Origin of the sequence: Arthrobacter sp. MYb224 (assembly GCF_002975455.1) — a bacterium.
Lineage (GTDB): Bacteria > Actinomycetota > Actinomycetes > Actinomycetales > Micrococcaceae > Glutamicibacter.
Genome location: NZ_PCPU01000005.1, coordinates 41,231 through 59,440, shown reverse-complemented (window position 1 = coordinate 59,440; position 18,210 = coordinate 41,231). Strand labels below are relative to the sequence as shown.

15 protein-coding genes are annotated in these 18,210 nt (G+C 60.1%); 12 read left to right on the top strand and 3 right to left on the bottom strand.

The annotated features are described in order from the left end of the window. The first annotated feature begins 11 nt into the window (after positions 1-11). Positions 12-356, top strand: a complete 345-nt coding sequence (locus tag CQ017_RS10850) for a DUF485 domain-containing protein (protein WP_096287346.1) — start codon at positions 12-14, stop codon at positions 354-356. After that, the gene (locus CQ017_RS10845; RefSeq protein ID WP_105553720.1) at positions 356-1,978 is read left to right on the top strand and encodes a cation acetate symporter; all 1,623 of its coding nucleotides are present in this window, start codon (positions 356-358) and stop codon (positions 1,976-1,978) included. The genes CQ017_RS10850 and CQ017_RS10845 overlap by 1 nt, the downstream gene beginning before the upstream one ends. Before the next feature lie 105 nt (positions 1,979-2,083). Here the strand turns inward: CQ017_RS10845 and CQ017_RS10840 are convergent, their stop codons facing one another. Both CQ017_RS10840 and CQ017_RS10835 read right to left on the bottom strand, forming a co-directional pair. Continuing rightward, positions 2,084-3,127, bottom strand: a complete 1,044-nt coding sequence (locus CQ017_RS10840) for an LLM class flavin-dependent oxidoreductase (RefSeq protein WP_096287342.1) — start codon at positions 3,125-3,127, stop codon at positions 2,084-2,086. A gap of 35 nt (positions 3,128-3,162) precedes the next feature. Next, complete coding sequence (locus CQ017_RS10835; RefSeq protein WP_255248473.1) at positions 3,163-3,834, bottom strand: NADPH-dependent F420 reductase; 672 nt, start codon at positions 3,832-3,834, stop codon at positions 3,163-3,165. A gap of 93 nt (positions 3,835-3,927) precedes the next feature. Here CQ017_RS10835 and CQ017_RS10830 point away from each other — a divergent pair, with 93 nt between their 5' ends. After that, positions 3,928-4,443, top strand: coding sequence for a MarR family winged helix-turn-helix transcriptional regulator (locus CQ017_RS10830; protein ID WP_176484219.1), 516 nt, complete (start codon positions 3,928-3,930; stop codon positions 4,441-4,443). A gap of 102 nt (positions 4,444-4,545) precedes the next feature. Here the strand turns inward: CQ017_RS10830 and CQ017_RS10825 are convergent, their stop codons facing one another. After that, positions 4,546-5,034 (bottom strand): Lrp/AsnC family transcriptional regulator, encoded by a 489-nt coding sequence (locus tag CQ017_RS10825; RefSeq protein WP_096287769.1) that lies wholly within the window; start codon positions 5,032-5,034, stop codon positions 4,546-4,548. Between the two features lie 152 nt (positions 5,035-5,186). Here CQ017_RS10825 and pdhA point away from each other — a divergent pair, with 152 nt between their 5' ends. The 9 genes from pdhA to CQ017_RS10780 all read left to right on the top strand — a co-directional run bounded on the left by pdhA (position 5,187) and on the right by CQ017_RS10780 (position 18,180). Further along, the gene (pdhA, locus tag CQ017_RS10820) at positions 5,187-6,305 is read left to right on the top strand and encodes a pyruvate dehydrogenase (acetyl-transferring) E1 component subunit alpha (RefSeq protein ID WP_105553719.1); all 1,119 of its coding nucleotides are present in this window, start codon (positions 5,187-5,189) and stop codon (positions 6,303-6,305) included. After that, positions 6,302-7,303, top strand: a complete 1,002-nt coding sequence (locus CQ017_RS10815; RefSeq protein WP_096287334.1) for an alpha-ketoacid dehydrogenase subunit beta — start codon at positions 6,302-6,304, stop codon at positions 7,301-7,303. Before pdhA ends, CQ017_RS10815 begins: the two co-directional genes overlap by 4 nt. After that, positions 7,303-8,652 (top strand): dihydrolipoamide acetyltransferase family protein, encoded by a 1,350-nt coding sequence (locus tag CQ017_RS10810; RefSeq protein ID WP_105553718.1) that lies wholly within the window; start codon positions 7,303-7,305, stop codon positions 8,650-8,652. Before CQ017_RS10815 ends, CQ017_RS10810 begins: the two co-directional genes overlap by 1 nt. A 198-nt stretch (positions 8,653-8,850) precedes the next feature. Then, positions 8,851-10,491, top strand: a complete 1,641-nt coding sequence (locus CQ017_RS10805; protein WP_105553717.1) for an ABC transporter substrate-binding protein — start codon at positions 8,851-8,853, stop codon at positions 10,489-10,491. A 187-nt stretch (positions 10,492-10,678) separates the two neighbouring features. Further along, positions 10,679-11,605 carry an ABC transporter permease gene (locus CQ017_RS10800; RefSeq protein WP_105553716.1) on the top strand — a complete coding sequence of 309 codons (927 nt, stop codon included), beginning with the start codon at positions 10,679-10,681 and terminating at the stop codon, positions 11,603-11,605. Then, positions 11,598-12,611: an ABC transporter permease gene (locus CQ017_RS10795; RefSeq protein ID WP_105553715.1), complete on the top strand. Its 1,014-nt coding sequence runs from the start codon at positions 11,598-11,600 to the stop codon at positions 12,609-12,611. Before CQ017_RS10800 ends, CQ017_RS10795 begins: the two co-directional genes overlap by 8 nt. 2 nt (positions 12,612-12,613) lie before the next feature. Beyond that, on the top strand, positions 12,614-14,257 hold the full coding sequence (locus CQ017_RS10790; RefSeq protein ID WP_105553714.1) for an ABC transporter ATP-binding protein: 1,644 nt from the start codon (positions 12,614-12,616) through the stop codon (positions 14,255-14,257). Between the two features lie 434 nt (positions 14,258-14,691). Then, positions 14,692-16,497, top strand: coding sequence for an ABC transporter family substrate-binding protein (locus CQ017_RS10785; RefSeq protein ID WP_096287330.1), 1,806 nt, complete (start codon positions 14,692-14,694; stop codon positions 16,495-16,497). Between the two features lie 165 nt (positions 16,498-16,662). Continuing rightward, positions 16,663-18,180, top strand: a complete 1,518-nt coding sequence (locus tag CQ017_RS10780) for an ABC transporter permease (protein ID WP_105553713.1) — start codon at positions 16,663-16,665, stop codon at positions 18,178-18,180. The last annotated feature ends 30 nt before the right edge of the window (positions 18,181-18,210 follow it).

Here is an 18,210-nt window from a genome sequence, read left to right as displayed (position 1 = left end):
GGAGGGCACCAATGAGTGCTGAATCGCAACCCGATGTCACCGATGACATTGATTTTGTGGCGGAAAGGGATTCGGAAGAATTCCAGGAACTGCGCAAGACCCACCGCAGCTTCGTTTTCCCCATGGCAATCTTTTTCCTCGTTTGGTACTTCGCCTACGTCTTGTTGGCGGACTACTTCCATGACTTTATGTCCATCAAGGTTTTCGGCAACATCAATATGGGTATCCTGCTTGGCCTGTTGCAGTTTGTCTCGACCTTCGTCATCACCGCACTGTACGTGCAGTTCTCCAACAATAAACTTGATCCCAAGGCTTCGAAGATTCGTGAGCGTCTGGAAAAAGAGGGCGTGAACTAATGAATTCTTCGCTGATCCTGGCCCAGGGGGCCGAATCGACTCAGGTCGGCAACCCGCTGGTGAATATCGCAATTTTCGCCGCCTTTGTGGGCATCACCTTGGTGATCGTGCTCAAGGCAAGCAAGAACAATAAAACCGCCGCGGACTACTACGCCGGTGGCCGTTCCTTCACCGGAACGCAAAACGGTACGGCCATTGCCGGCGACTACCTTTCCGCAGCGTCGTTCCTGGGCATTGTCGGTGCCATCGCGATCAACGGCTACGACGGATTCCTGTATTCCATCGGTTTCCTCGTCGCCTGGTTGGTGGCCCTGCTGCTGGTGGCCGAACTGCTGCGCAACACCGGCAAGTTCACCATGGCAGATGTGCTCTCCTTCCGCTTGAAGCAGCGCCCGGTACGTATCGCCGCGGCGGTCTCCACACTCGCGGTGTGCGTCTTCTACTTGCTGGCGCAGATGGCCGGCGCCGGCGCACTGGTTTCGCTGCTGTTGGGGATCGACGAGAAGCTCGGCCAGTCGCTGGTAATCGTGATTGTCGGCGCGCTGATGATCATGTACGTACTGATCGGCGGCATGAAGGGCACCACCTGGGTGCAGATCATCAAGGCTTGCCTGCTGATCGCCGGCGCACTGATCATGACCGTGTGGACGCTGGCGATGTTCGGGTTCAACTTCTCCGAGCTGCTGGGCAAGGCCGCCGAGGTCGCCGGCAATCCGGAGCTGCTCAACCCGGGCCTGAAGTACGGCATGAGCGGAACCTCGAAGCTTGACTTCATCTCGCTGGCCTTGGCCCTGGTCCTTGGCACCGCGGGCCTGCCGCACGTGCTGATGCGTTTCTACACCGTGCCAACTGCCAAGGAAGCGCGCAGGTCGGTTGTCTGGGCGATCTGGCTGATCGGCGCCTTCTACCTGTTCACCCTGGTTCTCGGCTTCGGCGCGGGCGCACTGATCGGTCCGGATCGAATCAAGGCCGCTCCGGGCGGCGTGAACTCTGCCGCTCCGCTGCTCGCCTACGAATTAGGTGGCACGCTGCTGCTGGGCCTGATCTCGGCGGTTGCCTTCGCAACCATCCTCGCGGTGGTCGCCGGCCTGACGATTACCGCCGCCGCCTCCTTCGCCCACGACGTCTATGCCTCGGTGATCGCCAAGGACAAGACGACTCCGGAAAAGGAGATGAAGGTTGCCCGCCGCACGGTAGTGATCATCGGTATCTTCGCCATCGCCGGGGGTATCGGCGCCCAGGGGCAGAACGTTGCCTTCCTGGTGGCGCTGGCCTTCGCGGTCGCCGCTTCGGCTAACCTGCCAACCATCCTGTACTCGCTGTTCTGGAAGGGTTTCAAGACCCGCGGTGCGGTATGGTCCATGTACGGTGGCCTGTCCTCGGCACTGCTGCTGATCATCTTCTCCCCGGTCTTCTCCGGTTCGGAGACCTCGATGATCCCAAGCATCGATATGGCCATCTTCCCACTGGCCAACCCCGGCATTGTCTCGATCCCGTTGGCCTTCCTCTTGGGCTGGCTGGGTTCGATCACCGATCCAGGCGTTGAAGATATTACCAAGCAGGCAGAGATGGAAGTTCGCTCGCTGACCGGTGTCGGTGCCGAAAAGGCGGTCGATCACTAGTTCGGTGCTCAGTTGCGGATAACGATTCAGAGCGGGGGGCCGGGATCAGCCAGCAATGGCTGATCCCGGCCCCCGCCCGTTTAATTGCCGGCCTTGGCTCGGCGGCTACTTCTGCGCGAGCAGCCGCTCGACGCGCGGCTTGACCTCGGTGGCCAGCAACGTGATTGATTCCAGGAAGTGTTCCTGGGGCAGCCCGCCGATGTCGCTTTGCAGGAAGTGGCGCATGTGGCCCAGGTATCCGTGCAGGTGGACGATGCGTTCGGCGATCTCGTCGGGGGAGCCGACGTAGTAGGCGCCGGGGGCGGCCACCTGGGCGTCGAAGGCTCGTTTGTCCGGTTTCGGCCAGCCGCGCAGGCGTCCCATTTCGATGTTCAGGTTGTACCAGCCCGGGTAGAAGCGTTCCACCGCTTCCTTCGTGGAGGGCGCGACAAGCCCCAGCGCCGCTACCGAAACCTTCAGGGTCTGAAGTGCGTGTCCGGCGGCCGCCCCGGATTTGCGGTAGAGCTCTGCCAGCGGCGCAAAACGGTGCGGGGCACCGCCGATGATCCCATAGGAGACCGGCAATCCGAGCCGGCCGGCACGCGCCGACGAGGCTGCGTTTCCTCCGGTGGCGAGCCAAATCGGCAGTTTGTTCTGCGCCGGGCGGGGCACTACCGCCAGTTTCGCCAGGGCCGGGCGCGTGGTTCCGGACCAGGTGATGTTTTCGGAGGCGGAGTCGTTGATGCTCATGAGCAGATCCAGTTTCTGTTCATACAGCTCGTCATAGTCCTGAAGGTCAAAGCCGAAAAGGGGGAAGGTTTCGACCGAAGATCCACGGCCGGCGGTGATCTCCACCCGACCGCCGCCGGAGATGATGTCTGCCGTGGCAAATTGCTGATAAATCCGCACCGGATCATCGGTGCTGATTATGCTTGCCGCGCTGCCCAGCGTGATGTGCTTCGTGGCGGCGGCGGCCGCGCTGATCAACGCGCCGGGGGAGGAGGCCGGCATGGTGGTGGTGTGGTGTTCGCCGATTCCGAAGTAGTCAAGACCGCTGGCATCTGCATGCTTGATGGCTTCGAAGAGGTTGCTGATCGCTTGGGCGGTGGAACCTAGCGAACCGTCGGGGTTTCGCTGGGTGTCGCCGAAGCTATAGGCGCCGATATCCATGGTGGCAAGTTCCTTTGGGTGAGTCGGTTGTCGGGCTAGTTGGGGATGCGAACCGCATGCAGCAGCTCGTTGAGCTCGGAGGCGTTAAACCTTCCGTTGAAGATCTCGCTTCCCGGTTCGAAGTGCCGCCCGGCGGCCAAGTCACCGGCATCCACTGCGTCGAATCCGATATGTTCGATAAATCCGCGCAGCACCGTCTTGGCTGCGGAATTATCGCCGGCGATCGCCAGCGCCCTGCGTTCGCCGGTTGCGGCGGGAAGCGCGTCGGGTTCCATCTCGTGATAGCCGATGTGGTTGAAGGATTTCAGCACATGAGAGGCCGAGAGGAAGGCCGCCACGACTTCGCTAGAAGTCAGTGCGGTATTCACGAAGTCGGGGATCTCCCCGTCGGTGGCGGACCAGTAATTCATCGCGTCCACGACGATCTTGCCCGACAGCGCATGGGAGTCGAGGTCCTTGAACTTGTGCAATGGGATGGCCACGATGACCAGGTCGGCGGCGGCCGCTTCGGAGGCGTCGACTGCTTCGGCTCCCGGGGTGACGATCTCGATGATCAGCGAGTTTTCTTCGGCGGGTTTTGAGGTTGCGAGCTTAACTCGATACCCGGCCGCGAGGGCCAAACGGGCAATGGCGGTACCTACGCGACCGGCTCCAAGAATGCCGATAGTTGCCTGTGGGGCTAAACGGGCCCCTTCGAGTGTGTTCACCAAAGCCATCCTTCAAAGATTTATGCTGTTTTACAGACTATATTTGCGGCAGAACATCTTGGCAACCCCATTGCTTCGGATATGATGGTGATCATGAGCACCTCACGCAGCACACCCCTCGGCGCCCACCAGCCACTTCCCGGTTTCCTTCCAGGGGACCTCGGGTGGCACCTGGGGATGATTCTGCGCGGACATCAGCTCGCGATGGCGCAGAGCGTCGCGCCAGTGCCGGGGCAGGTGCGCGGATATCAGTTGCTTTCGACCGTGGTGCATCGCGATCCTGCGAACCAGCAGGCGCTCGGCTCCCACCTGGGGATCGACCGCACGGTGCTGACTTACCTGATCGACGAGCTGGTTGAAGCGAATCTGGTGAAGCGCGTTGCCGCGCCCAGCGACCGTCGCGCGCGCAAGATCATTGCGACCGCGCAGGGTGTCAAACTGCTCGAAGAACTCGAGGTGAAGGTGGCTGCGGCCGAGCAGGAATTGCTCACCGGCTTGAATGACGCGCAAAGCGCGCAGCTGGCCGGGCTTATCTCAACCCTGTCGGCAACGATTCACAACGCACAGCCCGGTGCGAACCCCTGTGAAGCCATGGATCAGCTGGGCTAGCTGGAACCGCGCGCTGGGCAGTGCGCGACCGATTCCTTGGGCGCCCCCGCAGTGCCGGCATCCTTTGGCCAAGGGGTGGCCCTCGGCAAGTTTGCTCGCGAGCTACGCCCGCCTATTTCCGTTGTCATTGGCTAGCGACAGTTCAATGAGTTTTGCGGTGCGGTAGGGGATGAGCTCCGCCATGGACAGTGCAGAATCCGCCCGATTGACCCCTTCGATACTCAGCAGCAACCCATGGACGCGGAAGAGCTCCTCGGCATTCGCCGCGGCGGCGCGCACCAGGATATCTGCCGAGCCGGTCAGTCCGTGCGCTTCGAGTACCTCCGGAATCTCTTCCAGCTTTTTGGCAATGTCCTCTAAATGGCGCTGGTCCACATGCAGTTCGATAAAGGAAAGCAGCCCGAATCCCAAGGCGGTTGGCGGGATGCGTCGATCCACGGTGGAGAGAACCTCGGTCTCCAGTCGGTTGAGCCGGGACTGCACGGTATTTCGGCCCAGGCCCAGCGCATTTGCCAGCGCTGAAGCGGTCCGGCGAGCGCTGCTGGACAGCGATAGGAGGATCCGTCGATCGGTGGCGTCTAAAGGCTGCATAATGCGCACATTAGCACTCACGCAAGGGCCAAGATAGTGCGTTTTGCTTTAATTCTTTTCTTGCCATTGTGCAACATGTGCTATGTGAGTAGCATCACAGGTAGGTGGTAATGCTGAACCAGCCGTCCACCACTGACTACGCGAGAGTAAGGATGCCGATCGTGTCCACCAAGCACATCGACGTAGCCGCAGGTTGCCTACCTACGCACCAGCTGCTCAACGTCTCCGGAGAAAGAACTCCGGACGAAGAACTAGACCATCACCTCACCGGGCTTACCGAACAAGACCTGGCCGACTTCCTGCGCGACATGGTTGTTCTGCGTCGCCTGGACAATGAGGCCACCGCCTTGCAGCGCCAGGGCCAATTGGGCTTGTGGGCACCGTTGCTCGGCCAAGAAGCCGCACAGATCGGCTCGGTGCGCGCCACCCAAGACGACGACTTCATTTTCCCCTCCTACCGCGAGCACGGAGTTGCCTGGGCCAGGGGAGTCAAGGCGGAGGACCTGCTCAGCGTCTGGCGCGGCGCCACCGCCAGCGGGTGGGATCCGCACGAGGTAAATATTGCCTGCCAGCAAATTGTGATTGGCTCCCAGGCGCTGCACGCCGCCGGTTATGGCATGGGCATCAAATTTGACGGCGGAGAGCAGGTGGCCGTGGCCTACTTTGGCGACGGAGCCACCAGCCAGGGAGATGTGAACGAAGCGCTGATCTTCGCCGCAAGTTACCAAGCCCCGGTGCTGTTCTTCTGCCAAAACAACCAATGGGCCATCTCGGAGCCGGTAGCGCTGCAAAGCCGCACGCAGATCGCCGACCGCGCCAGCGGATTCGGCGTGAAGACCTGGCGGGTAGACGGCAACGACGTGCTCGCGGTCTATGCGGCGACCAAGGCCGCCTTGGCGCACGCCCGCCACGGGCTGGGCCCGACCTTTATCGAAGCCGTCACCTACCGCATGGGATCCCACACCACCGCAGATGATCCGACGCGCTATCGCAAGAACGCGCAGCTCGAAGAGTGGAAGGCCAAGGATCCGATCGATCGCTTGGTCAACCACCTGACGGTGCTCGGCGCGGACGTGCAGTCCTATCAACAGCGTGCGCAGAACGCCGCGGACAAACTCGCCGCCGAACTGCGCGAAGCCATTACCAATATGCCGGATCCCGAACCCAGCGAGCTCTTCGAGAACGTGTACTCCGAGGACCATGGGCCCAACCGCAGGGAAAAGGAAAACTACCTGCAGTACCTCGCAGACTTCCAGGACGGTGAAGCATGAGCACCTCAATGATGAAGGCGCTAAACCAGTCCTTGCGCGATGCGCTGACCGAAGACGAAAAGGTGGTGCTGCTCGGTGAGGACATCGGCACCCTGGGTGGAGTCTTCCGCATCACCGACGGGCTGAAGGCGGAATTCGGCGAGCATCGGGTGGTTGACACTCCGCTGGCCGAATCCGGAATTGTCGGCAGTGCCATTGGCCTGGCTTACCGCGGCTACCGCCCGGTGGTGGAGATCCAGTTCGACGGGTTCACCTACCCGGCCTTCGACCAGCTGGTCTCCCAGCTGGCGAAGCTGCACTTCCGCTCGCGCGGACGGGTGAAGATGCCGGTCACCGTGCGCATACCCTACGGCGGCGGCATCGGTTCACCCGAGCACCATTCGGAATCACCGGAGGCGTACTTCTCGCATACCGCTGGGCTGCGGGTCTTCGCCCCGTCCAGCGTAGAAGATGCCTACGTGATGCTGCGCCAGGCGATCGACTGCGATGACCCGGTGATCTTCTTTGAACCCAAGCGCCGCTATCACGAAAAGGCGGAAGTCGAGCTGCGCACCCCGGAAAAGACCGGCTCGCCCAAGGCCAAGGTGCTCAATGTTGGCGATGACGTCACGGTGGTCGGCTACGGCCCTACGGTCTACACCCTGAAGGATGCGGTGCTGGCGGCCGAGGATGAGGGCATCGGCTTGGAGGTCATCGACCTGCGCTGCCTGGATCCGCTGGATCTGGACACCGTCGCGGATTCGGTGAAGCACACGGGCAAGCTTGTGGTGGTCCATGAGGCTAGCCGCACCTCGGGAATCGGCGCGGAGATTTGCGCGCAGATCACCGAAACCTGTTTCGACTATCTGGAGCACGCGCCGATCAGGGTGACCGGTTTTGATATTCCCTATCCGCCTTCGAGGCTTGAATCCCATCACCTGCCGGATCTGGACAAGGTGATGCATGCCGTGGATACGGTCATGCGCCGCAACGAGACGCACACTGGAGGTGCCAAGTGATGGCTCCGAATACTTTCAAGCTTCCCGACCTCGGCGAAGGGCTTACCGAGTCAGAGGTCTTGAACTGGAAGATCCAGGTAGGCGAACATGTCACGCTGAACCAGATCATCGCCGAGGTGGAAACCGCGAAGGCGGTGGTCGAGTTGCCCTCGCCATATGCCGGCATCGTGCAGAAGCTTCATGCCTCCGCCGGTGAAGTGGTACCGGTCGGCGGGCCGTTGGTGACCTTTGGAGACGAAGCCGCGGCGCCGGATGCCGATGCCCCGTCCGGCGATGACGGTGCCTCGGCGGAGCCCGGGCGCACGCCGACACTGGTCGGCTACGGTGCTCCGGCGGCCAGCGCAAACCGTCCGGCCCGGCGTGCTCGCGCAGGTGCAGCCTCCGCTTCGCCTGCCGCCGTTCCTGCGGCGCAGAATTCCGCCAGCCCAGCATCGGAGCAAAGCGCCGAAGCGGTCCCTGCCGGCGCTCGCCGGACGGCCACCCGCAGCACCCCGCCGGTGCGCAAGCTCGCGCGGGACCACGGGATCGAGCTTTCCGCCGTGCGCGGCAGCGGTGCGGACGGCGCGGTATTGCGCGCAGATGTCGAAGCGCTGATCGAGGCACCGGCCAAAGCGGCGGAGCCGGCGTCGCCCGCGGTTGGCGCGGCCGCGGCCGATCGCCACGTGAAGATCAGCGCGGTGCGCCGCGCTACCGCGAAGGCGATGGTCGAGTCCGCATTCACCGCTCCGCATGCCACCGAATTCTTGACGGTGGACTTGACCGAATCGATGAAGCTCGTCGAGAAGTTGCGCAAGCACCCATTGCTCAGGGACGTGAAGCTGAACATCACGACCCTCACCTCACTGATCGTCACACGGCTGCTGGGCACCTACCGCGCACTCAATTCCCGGTGGGATGCGGCGAATGACGAGATCATCGAGTTCGGGTCGGTGCATCTGGGCATGGCGGTTGCCAGCGAGCGTGGGCTGCTGGTTCCGGTGGTCAAGGATGCCCAGATCAGGTCCTTGCGCGATTTGGCCGAGGAGCTGACGCAGCTCATCGACCTGGGCAGAGCCGGAAAGCTAGCCCCAGCCCAGCTGAGCGGAGGCACCTTCTCGATTACCAATGTCGGTGTCTTCGGTGTTGATGCCGGTACTCCGATCCTCCCTCCGGGGCAGTCCGGAATTCTTGCTCTCGGACAGGTCAAGCGCCGTCCGTGGGAGTTTGAGGATCAGGTGGCCCTGCGCCATACCTCAACCTTGGCGCTGTCCTTCGACCACCGCGTGGTCGATGGAAAGGAAGCTAGCGAGTTCCTCGCCGGTGTGGGCGCGGTACTGGAAGACCCTGGAATGATGAACATTTTTATTTGATTTTCCGAGGCTTTCATGAGTAAAAAATTGAGCTGATCGATGGATCAACTCAATTTCAAGCACTACTTTCATAGTTATTCATTGGTTGTTTCGCAATATTTGATGTAATCTCGTTCACTACGTGCTATGGCTCACAACTTGGAGCCCATGGCGTCTGTGAACTGCAGAAGCAGCAACGATCTGTTGAGGAGAAGAAGGATGCGATACTCGCACGCATCGAAGGCACTGGTTTTGTCCGCTGCCTTGGCATTGACCCTAACCGCCTGTGGCGGAGGGACTTCGGAAGAATCCGCCGGAGGCGGATCCGAGGGAGACGCCACCAAGGTCATCACCGCTAACACCACCGAGCCGCAAAACGGCCTGTTGCCAGCCAACACCAACGAAGTTGGCGGCGGACGTGTCATGGACCTGATCTTTACCGGTTTGGTCAGCTACGACTCCAAGGGCAAGCCCGTCAATGAAATCGCTGAGTCGATCGAGACTGAGGATTCCCAGAACTACACCATCAAGCTCGCTCCGGGGCACACCTTCTCCGATGGTTCCCCAGTGACCGCTGCTTCGTTCGTGGATGCTTGGAACTTCGGTGCCGCAGCCAAGAACGCACAGCTGAACTCGTACTTCTTCGAGTCCATCAAGGGCTATGACGAAGTCAGCGCCGAGGGTGCAACGAGCGAGGAGATGGAAGGCCTGAAGGTTGTCGACGACAACACCTTCACCGTCGAGCTCAGCCAGCCGGAATCCGACTTCCCGCTGCGTCTTGGCTACACCGCGTTCATGCCGCTTCCCGAAGCAGCATTTGAAGACCCGAAGGCCTACGGCCAGATGCCGGTCAGCAACGGACCATACAAGCTGACCGAATGGAACCACGACGTCAACCTGAAGCTTGAGGTCAACGAGTCCTACGAGGGCCCACGCAAGGCAGCCAACGGCGGCGTTGACTTCAAGGTCTACCAGTCGACCGAGTCCGCTTACCAGGACATTCTCGCGGGCAACCTGGACGTGCTGGACCAGATTCCGCCATCGGCGCTGGCCAATTACCAGGACGAACTGGGCGACCGTTCGATCAACGCTCCCTACGCCGGCAACGCAACCATCACCATCTCGGGCTACCTGGATCACTTCAAGCAGGGCGAAGAGGGCAACCTGCGCCGTGCAGCGATCTCGCGCTCCATTGATCGCGAGCAGATCATCGAAAAGGTGTACTTCGGCGGCAAGGTCAAGGCCGAAGAATTCACCGCTCCGGTGCTCGATGGCTACACCGCCGATATTCCAGGCTCCGAGGTTCTCGACTTTGATGCCGATGAGGCCAAGAAGCTGTGGGACGAAGCCAACGCCATCGAGGCGTGGGGTGACTCCGAAGAGTTCTCCATCGGTTACAACGTCGATGGTGCCGGCAACAAGGAATTCGTTGAAGCCGTCGCCAACCAGGTGAAGAACACCTTGGGAATCAACGCAGTGGCCAAGCCGTACACCTCCTTCAAGGCCTTGCGTGAAGACGTGGGCAAGAAGACGATGTCCGGTGCCCACCGCTCCGGCTGGCAGGCTGACTATCCGTCGATGTACAACTTCCTCGGTGCGCTGTACGGCACCGGTGCAGGTTCCAACGATGGCGACTACTCGAACAAGGAATTCGACGACAAGCTCAAGGACGGGCTTGCCGCAACGGATCCGGCCGAAGGCGCAAAGATCTTCAACGAATCCCAGGAGATCCTCTTCAAGGATCTGCCAGCTATCCCACTGTGGTACCAGGCAGTGCAGGGTGGGTGGAGCGAGAATGTCGACAACGTGGAGTTCGGTTGGAACGGTGTTCCAATCTACAACGCCATCACCGGCAAATAGGTTCACTAGCTAAGCCGCCTGCTCAGGTGGGCTTCAGCTGAAAAACGTCTCAGGGAGACCCTGCACCATTTGGGTCTCCCTTTGGCGTGTCAGTCCTGCCTCTCCAAATGAACGTCTGGCGATCGCCGACGGAAAGAGGAAATAAAATGGCCCAGCGCCTTGCGACGTCTCGAGGTGAGACGCGCTCATGTTAAGTTTTACGTTTAAACGATTTCTGCAGCTGATTCCCGTATTCTTCGGTGCCACCTTGCTCGTTTACTTCCTGGTTTTTGCTACCCCAGGCGATCCGATTACCGCGCTCTCCGGCGGCAAGCCGATGACCCCGGCGGTGGAAGCTTCGCTGCGGGCCCAGTACAACCTCGACCAGCCATTCTGGATTCAGTACGGCTTGTACTTGAAGAATCTGGTCACCTTGGACCTGGGCATGTCCTTCTCCGGACAGGAAGTGCGTGACCTGTTAATTCGCGCATTCCCGGTGACCGCGCGACTGGCAGTCATGGCGCTGGCCATCGAAGCCGTCTTCGGTATCCTTTTCGGCGTCATCGCCGGTATGCGCAAGGGCAAATGGTTCGACTCAACAGTGCTGTTCGCATCGCTGATTGTGATCGCAGTTCCTACCTTCGTGCTCGGCTTCGTGCTGCAGTACGTAGTCGGCGTTGAGCTTGGCTGGGCCAAGCCAACGGTTTCCGGCGGCGCTACGTGGGGCGAATTGATTCTTCCCGCCACAGTGCTTGGCCTGGTTTCTCTGGCCTATGTATTGCGACTGACCCGAACCTCGATCATCGAGAACAAGCAAGCCGATTACGTGCGCACGGCAACCGCCAAGGGCTTGAGCCGTGGACGCGTAGTCAACGTGCACATCCTGCGCAACTCGCTGATCCCGGTAGTCACCTTCCTGGGCGCCGACCTGGGCTCGCTCATGGGTGGCGCGATCGTCACCGAAGGCATCTTCAACGTCCCCGGCGTGGGCAGCCTGTTGTTCTCAGCTATCCGCAAGGGTGAGATCCCGACGGTAGTGGCCGTGGTAGGCGTGCTTGTGGTCGTCTTCGTGCTCGCCAACCTCATTGTTGACATGCTTTACGCTCTGCTTGACCCAAGGATCCGATATGCCTGAGAACCAGAATCCTAATCCTGAGGCCGGATTGCCCATCGGCAAAAACCGTGCCGGCAAGATCTCCAAATACCATATTCCACACTTCGTTGCACCGCTGGATGAAACCCCCTTGCAGGGAGTCGACGCGGTCAAGGAAACCGGGAAGCCGCTGTCCATGTGGGGCGAGGCTTGGCGTTCGTTGCGCAAGCGCCCGCTGTTCATTGTTTCGGTTATTCTGATCGTATCGGTGCTCGTTGTCGCAGCTTTCCCAAGCTTGTTCAGCAGCACCGATCCGACCTATTGCGCGTTGGAGAACTCCAATGAAGGTTCCCGTGCTGGGCATCCGATGGGCTTCAACTTCCAGGGCTGCGATGTGTATGCCCGAGTAATCCATGGCACGCGCGCCTCGCTGATGGTTGGAGTGTTCACCACGCTCTTCGTCGTGATTCTCGGCGGTGCCATTGGCGCGCTGGCCGGCTTCTACGGCGGTTGGCTGGATATCATCTTGGCCCGCCTGGGTGATATTTTCTTCGCACTGCCGTTGATTCTCGGTGCGATCATCGTGATGCAGCTTCCCGCCTTCCGGGAAAACCGAAGCGTGTGGACGGTTATCATCACGCTCTCCATCTTCGGCTGGCCACAGGTCGCCCGCATCACCCGCGGTGCGGTCCTGGAAGCCAGGAATGCCGACTTCGTCAAGGCCTCCCGGGCCTTGGGGCTCTCAAGGTTCAACTCATTGGTACGGCACGTCATCCCGAACGCCATGGCACCGGTGATCGTCGTGGCAACCGTGAACCTCGGTATCTACATCGTTGCCGAATCCACGCTGTCCTTCCTTGGGCTGGGGCTTCCACCAAATGTGATGAGCTGGGGCAACGATATTGCCGCAGCGCAGAATCAATTGCGAAATAATCCGATGATGCTGATGTGGCCTGCATTGTTCTTGTCCCTCACGGTATTGAGCTTCATCATGCTCGGCGATGCAGTGCGTGATGCACTGGATCCAAAGACCCGAAAGGGGAACTAGCTATGGTGCAGAACGCAGATCCAAAGCCCCTGCTGGAAATCAAAGACCTGGCCATTACCTTCAGTACTCCTGATGGCCCGGTCAACGCGGTGCGCAACGCAAACCTGACGGTGATGCCGGGGGAGACCGTGGCCATCGTGGGCGAGTCCGGATCGGGCAAGTCCACGACCGCCTTGGCCGCCATCGGCTTGCTTCCGGGAAATGGCGAAGTCTCCGCCGGTCAGATTCTCTTTGACGGTGAAGATATCTCCAAGGCCAGCGAAAAGCGTTTCGTCGAGCTGCGTGGTAACCACATCGGCATGGTCCCGCAGGACCCGATGAGCAACCTGAATCCGGTCTGGAAGATCGGTTTCCAGGTGAAAGAAACCCTGAAGGCCAACGGACTGGCGGGGAACAACCCGAAGCAGCGTGTTGCCCAGGTATTGTCGGACGCCGGTCTTCCAGATGCGGCAACCCGAGCGAATCAGTACCCGCACGAGTTCTCCGGTGGCATGCGCCAGCGTGCGCTGATCGCCATCGGCTTGGCCTGCCGTCCACGGCTGCTTATTGCCGATGAACCAACCAGCGCGTTGGACGTCACCGTTCAGCAGCAGATCCTGGATCACCTGGATACCATGACCAGTGAACTGGGCACGGCGGTCCTGCTGATCACCCACGATCTGGGTCTGGCAGCAGAGCGTGCCGAGAAGGTCATCGTGATGTACAAGGGGCAGGTCGTCGAATCTGGCCCGGCCCTGGAATTGCTGCGCAATCCGCAGCACCCGTACACCAAGCGACTGATCAATTCGGCGCCGTCTCTGGCCGCCCAGCGTGGCGACAAGCACGAGCTGGCGGTAGACCAAGTCGCGGCGCAGAAGACTGAGCCGCTGCTGAAGATTTCGAACCTGACCAAGGTGTTCGACATCCGCAGGGGCTTCGGGCGCAAGGACAAGTTCACCGCGGTGGACAAGGTCTCCTTTGAGATCCCGAAGGGCACGACCACCGCGGTGGTGGGCGAGTCCGGTTCGGGCAAGTCAACGATCGCGCAGATGGTGCTCAACCTGCTGGATGCAACCTCCGGTGACATCGTCTTTGACGGGCAGGCCATCGGCAAACTCAGCGAGCGCGATCTGTTCAAGTACCGCCGCCGTGTGCAACCGATCTTCCAGGACCCCTATGGTTCCTTGGACCCGATGTATTCCATTTTCCGCACCATCGAGGAGCCGTTGCGCATCCACGGTATTGGAAATCAGGCCTCCCGGGAGAAGAAGGTCAAGGAGCTGCTGGACCAGGTTTCCATGCCGGCTTCGACGATGCACCGTTTCCCGAATGAACTTTCCGGCGGTCAGCGCCAGCGTATTGCGATCGCACGTGCGCTGGCCTTGAAGCCGGAAATGATCGTCTGCGACGAGGCTGTGTCGGCGCTGGACGTGCTGGTGCAGGCTCAGGTGCTGGAGCTTCTGGACGAACTGCAGCGCGAGCTGGGACTCACCTACCTGTTCATCACCCACGACCTGGCGGTCGTGCGCGAGATCGCAGATAACGTGTGCGTGATGGAGCACGGACAGATGGTTGAGCAGGGGACGGTGGATGAAATCTTCGAGAACGCGAAGAGCGACTACACCCGCAATCTGCTGGCGGCGATCCCGGGTGCAAGCCTGATCTAGGCGCTGTCAACGGCCTATTTCCCGTCCATTTCAGGGCAGTGACTTCATATAGAAGTCACTGCCCTGAGTTCGTTAAAAATGACTTATTCAAGAAATGTTTCAGTTTTTGAGGATGTGAAATAAATGTTGCAAAAACGTTATAAATGAGTTTGCCCACCGTCGCGCGGAAGTGCGTCTTCTGATTGAAAAAACCCAATGTGAAAGAAATCCTTGAAATCTCGCGGATGTGAGCCGGATCTCTAAACTGATCGGTAACAAGGCGATTGTAACCAGATTGTTTCCCGGGGCCACTTGGTAGATGTGAAACGCATCTTTCTATATCCAAGATGGCAAAATCCGGTTAGTCTATTGCTCAATGGTTCCATCATGTGATGTGTTCCACACTGAGCTTCATGGTTCAGAACTCGTATCGTTCAATTTCTCAAGGAGGCGGAATGCGATTCCAACGTGTTTCGAAGGCAGTAGCAGTAGGCGCAGCGATGGCTCTGGCGCTGTCCGCATGTGCACCGGGCGGCGGTGGCGACCCAGCGGCATCCGAGTCGGGTGCAGCTGGCGGCAACGGGTCGGCAGAAGTTACCAACAGCGGCCTCGCGGATCTGGGGGATATCACCACCAAGGACGGCGCCATCAACGTGTCGATCGGTGCGCCGGAGTTCCTCAGCTACAACGGCTTCACCCCGAACACCTACTCGACCTATAACTCCGGGATCGTGGACCGCATGTTCGCAGGCTTCTCGTACTTCGGTACCGATGGAACCCTGTACCCGAATGAAGATCTCGGCTCCTACGAGAAGGTCAGCGATGATCCGCTGACGATCAAGTACACCATCAATGAGAACGCCGTTTGGTCCGACGGAACGCCAATCACCGTCGCCGACTCGGTGCTCGCCTGGGGCGTGCAGAACCTGAACCTGAACGAAGGCGGCGACAAAGAGAAGCCATTGTTCAACTCGGTCTCCGTCGACTTGGGCGACACCGTGCCAAAGGGCCCGCAGGGCGATGTTGCAGGCAAGGAATTCACCGTCGAATTCGCCGCTCCAGATCCGGACTGGGCCTTGCAGTCCTGGATGCTCCACCCAGCACACGTGGTGGCCAAGGAAGCCGGCATGAGCACCGAAGAGCTGGCCAACGCCATTCTCGCCGGCGAATCCGACAAGCTGAAGGAGGCCGCCGAGTTCTGGAACGAAGGTTGGGTGACTAATCCGGGCACCCTGCCGGACGAAGCGATCAGTCCCGTTTCCGGACCGTACAAGCTCGGTTCCTGGAAGGCCGGCGAATCGGTCACCCTGGTCGCCAACGAGGAGTACTACGGAACTCCAGCGGCAACCAAGGAACTGACCTTCCGCTTCGTTGAAGATGCTGCCATGGTGCAGGCCCTGCAGAATAAGGACCTCGACGTCATCAACCCGCAGCCAACGGTTGATACACTTTCCCAGCTTGAGGCCTTGGGCGATCAGATCAACATCCAGAAGGGTGACACGCTGACCTGGGAGCACTTGGACTTCAACTTCACCGAGGGCAACGCGTTCACCAACTTGGAATTGCGCAAGGCCTTCGCCATGTGCGTCCCTCGCCAGAACATCGTTGACAACCTGATCAAGCCGCTGAACCCAGAGGCTATTGTCATGAACGCCCGCGAGGTCTTCCCGTTCCAGGACAACTATGAAGACGTCGTCTCGGCTTCCTATGACGGACGCTACGATGAGGTCGATATCGAAGGCGCGAAGAAGATCCTGGAAGAGCAGGACGCAGTGGGCACCAAGGTGCGCATCGGCTACTCCGCTCCGAACGAGCGCCGTACCAACCAGGTCGCAGCCATCAAATCCTCCTGTGATGAGGCTGGATTCGAGATCGAGGATGACGGCGATGCGAAGTTCTTCGCACCGGGCGGCGCCCAGGATCGCGGCGACTACGAGGTAGCACTGTTCGCTTGGGCGGGTTCCGGCCAGATTTCTTCGGGTCAGAACATCTACGCAACCGGCAAGCCGCAGAACTTCGGCAAGTACTCCAACGAACAGGTAGACGCCGAGTGGGAGACCCTGGCCACTTCGCTGGATCCGGCCGTGCACCAGGAGCAGGTCAAGAAGATCGAGAAGCTCTTGTGGGATGACCTCTACGGCATTCCAGTCTTTGCCCACCCAGGCCTGAGTGCCTCGGGCTCAGATATCCAAAATGTCCGCCACACCGCGACCCAGGACCAGATCGTCTGGAACGCAAATCAGTGGGTACGTGCAGAGTAACTGCCGGTAGGCACAGAACTCAGACACCGTGAGTGAACGACTGCGGGGCCCGATAGATCGTCGGGCCCCGCAGTGTGTCCACCACATCCCCACAACGGTTCAGAATCGCCACCACCCTGGGCGCCGCGAATCGTTCGGTGACAACGAAAGTAGGACATAGACGCCGTGTTGAAATTCATCGCCAAGCGACTTGGATCGGCCCTCGCAGTGCTGTTTGCAGCCTCGCTGCTGCTGTATATCCTCGTCATTAACTCCGGTGATCCACTCAAGGATCTGCGCGAAAGCAACGCCGATAATCGCGAGTATCTGATGGCCCAACGCATCGAGTACATGGAGCTGGACCAGCCCTGGTACCTGCGCTACTGGGACTGGCTGACCGGCGTTTCAAAGTGCTTTGTCGGCCAGTGCGACCTAGGACGGAATATCAACGGCGTGGAGGTCTCCGGATTGCTGGCAAATGCCGCATCCTCGACCCTGCGACTGGTGCTGATCGCCACCCTGATCGCAGCGATCTTGGGTATCGCCATCGGTGTGCTCACCGCGGTGCGCCAATACTCGGGTCTGGACTACACCGTCACCTTCCTGACCTTCCTCTTCTTCTCCCTTCCGGTGTTCTGGGCAGCGGTGCTGCTCAAGGAATACCTCGCTATCGGATTCAACGACTGGATCGCGGCACCGGATATCTCCTTGGGAACCTCAATACTTGTCGGTATGATCCTAGGGCTGATCCTGCAGACGTTCCTCGCCGGATCGCTCAAGCGCCGCATGCTGACCTTCGCGGTGGTCACCGTCTTCGTGCCGCTGGCCATGCAGTATTCGCTGTGGCTGAACTTCTACCGCTACCCGCAAATGGGACCGGCATTCATCGTGGTGCTCACCGCGCTCGTCGCCCTCTCGGCCACCGCGATGAGCACGGGACTGAAGGAAAAGCGAGTGCTGTATCCGGCGCTGATCACCGTGGCGCTCGTGCTGATCGCCTACTACGCGACCTTCTACCTGATGGCCGAACCGAACACCTGGATCCTGCTGGGCGGCTTAATCCTCGCGGTGCTGTTGCCCGCGCTGGTCGGACGTTTCATGGGCGGGCGGCTGCGCAAGGTCGCCGCCAGCGTCGCGATGGCCACCGGCTTTGTCGGAGCCGCACTGACCGTGGTCGATCACCTGTTCCGTGCTTGGCCAGGCTTCCTGGACAACAAGGGACGCCCGATCTCCACCATCGGCTCCTCTACGGCGAACTTCGAGGGCGGCTACTGGGACCACTTCCTGGACAATGGCACCCAGCTGCTGCTGCCCACCATTTTGCTGGCAATTATCTCGCTGGCAAGCTACTCGCGCTACACCCGTTCGTCGATGCTCGAAGTTCAGCAGCAAGACTACATTCGCACCGCCCGCTCCAAGGGCCTGAGCGAACGCACGGTGATTTTCCGCCACGCATTCCGCAACGCCATGATCCCCATCGCTACCATCGCAGCCTTCGACTTCGCCGGGCTGATCGGTGGCGCGGTGATTACCGAGCGGGTGTTCGGTTGGAAAGGCATGGGCGAAATGTTCGCCACCGGTCTGGACCGGGTGGATGCCAACCCGGTGATGGCCTTCTTCCTGGTCACCGGCACCGCAGCAATTCTCTTCAACCTGATGGCAGACATTGTTTACGCCCTGCTCGACCCGCGCATTCGCGTCTAGGCGGCCATGACAATTCACACCAATCGTGTC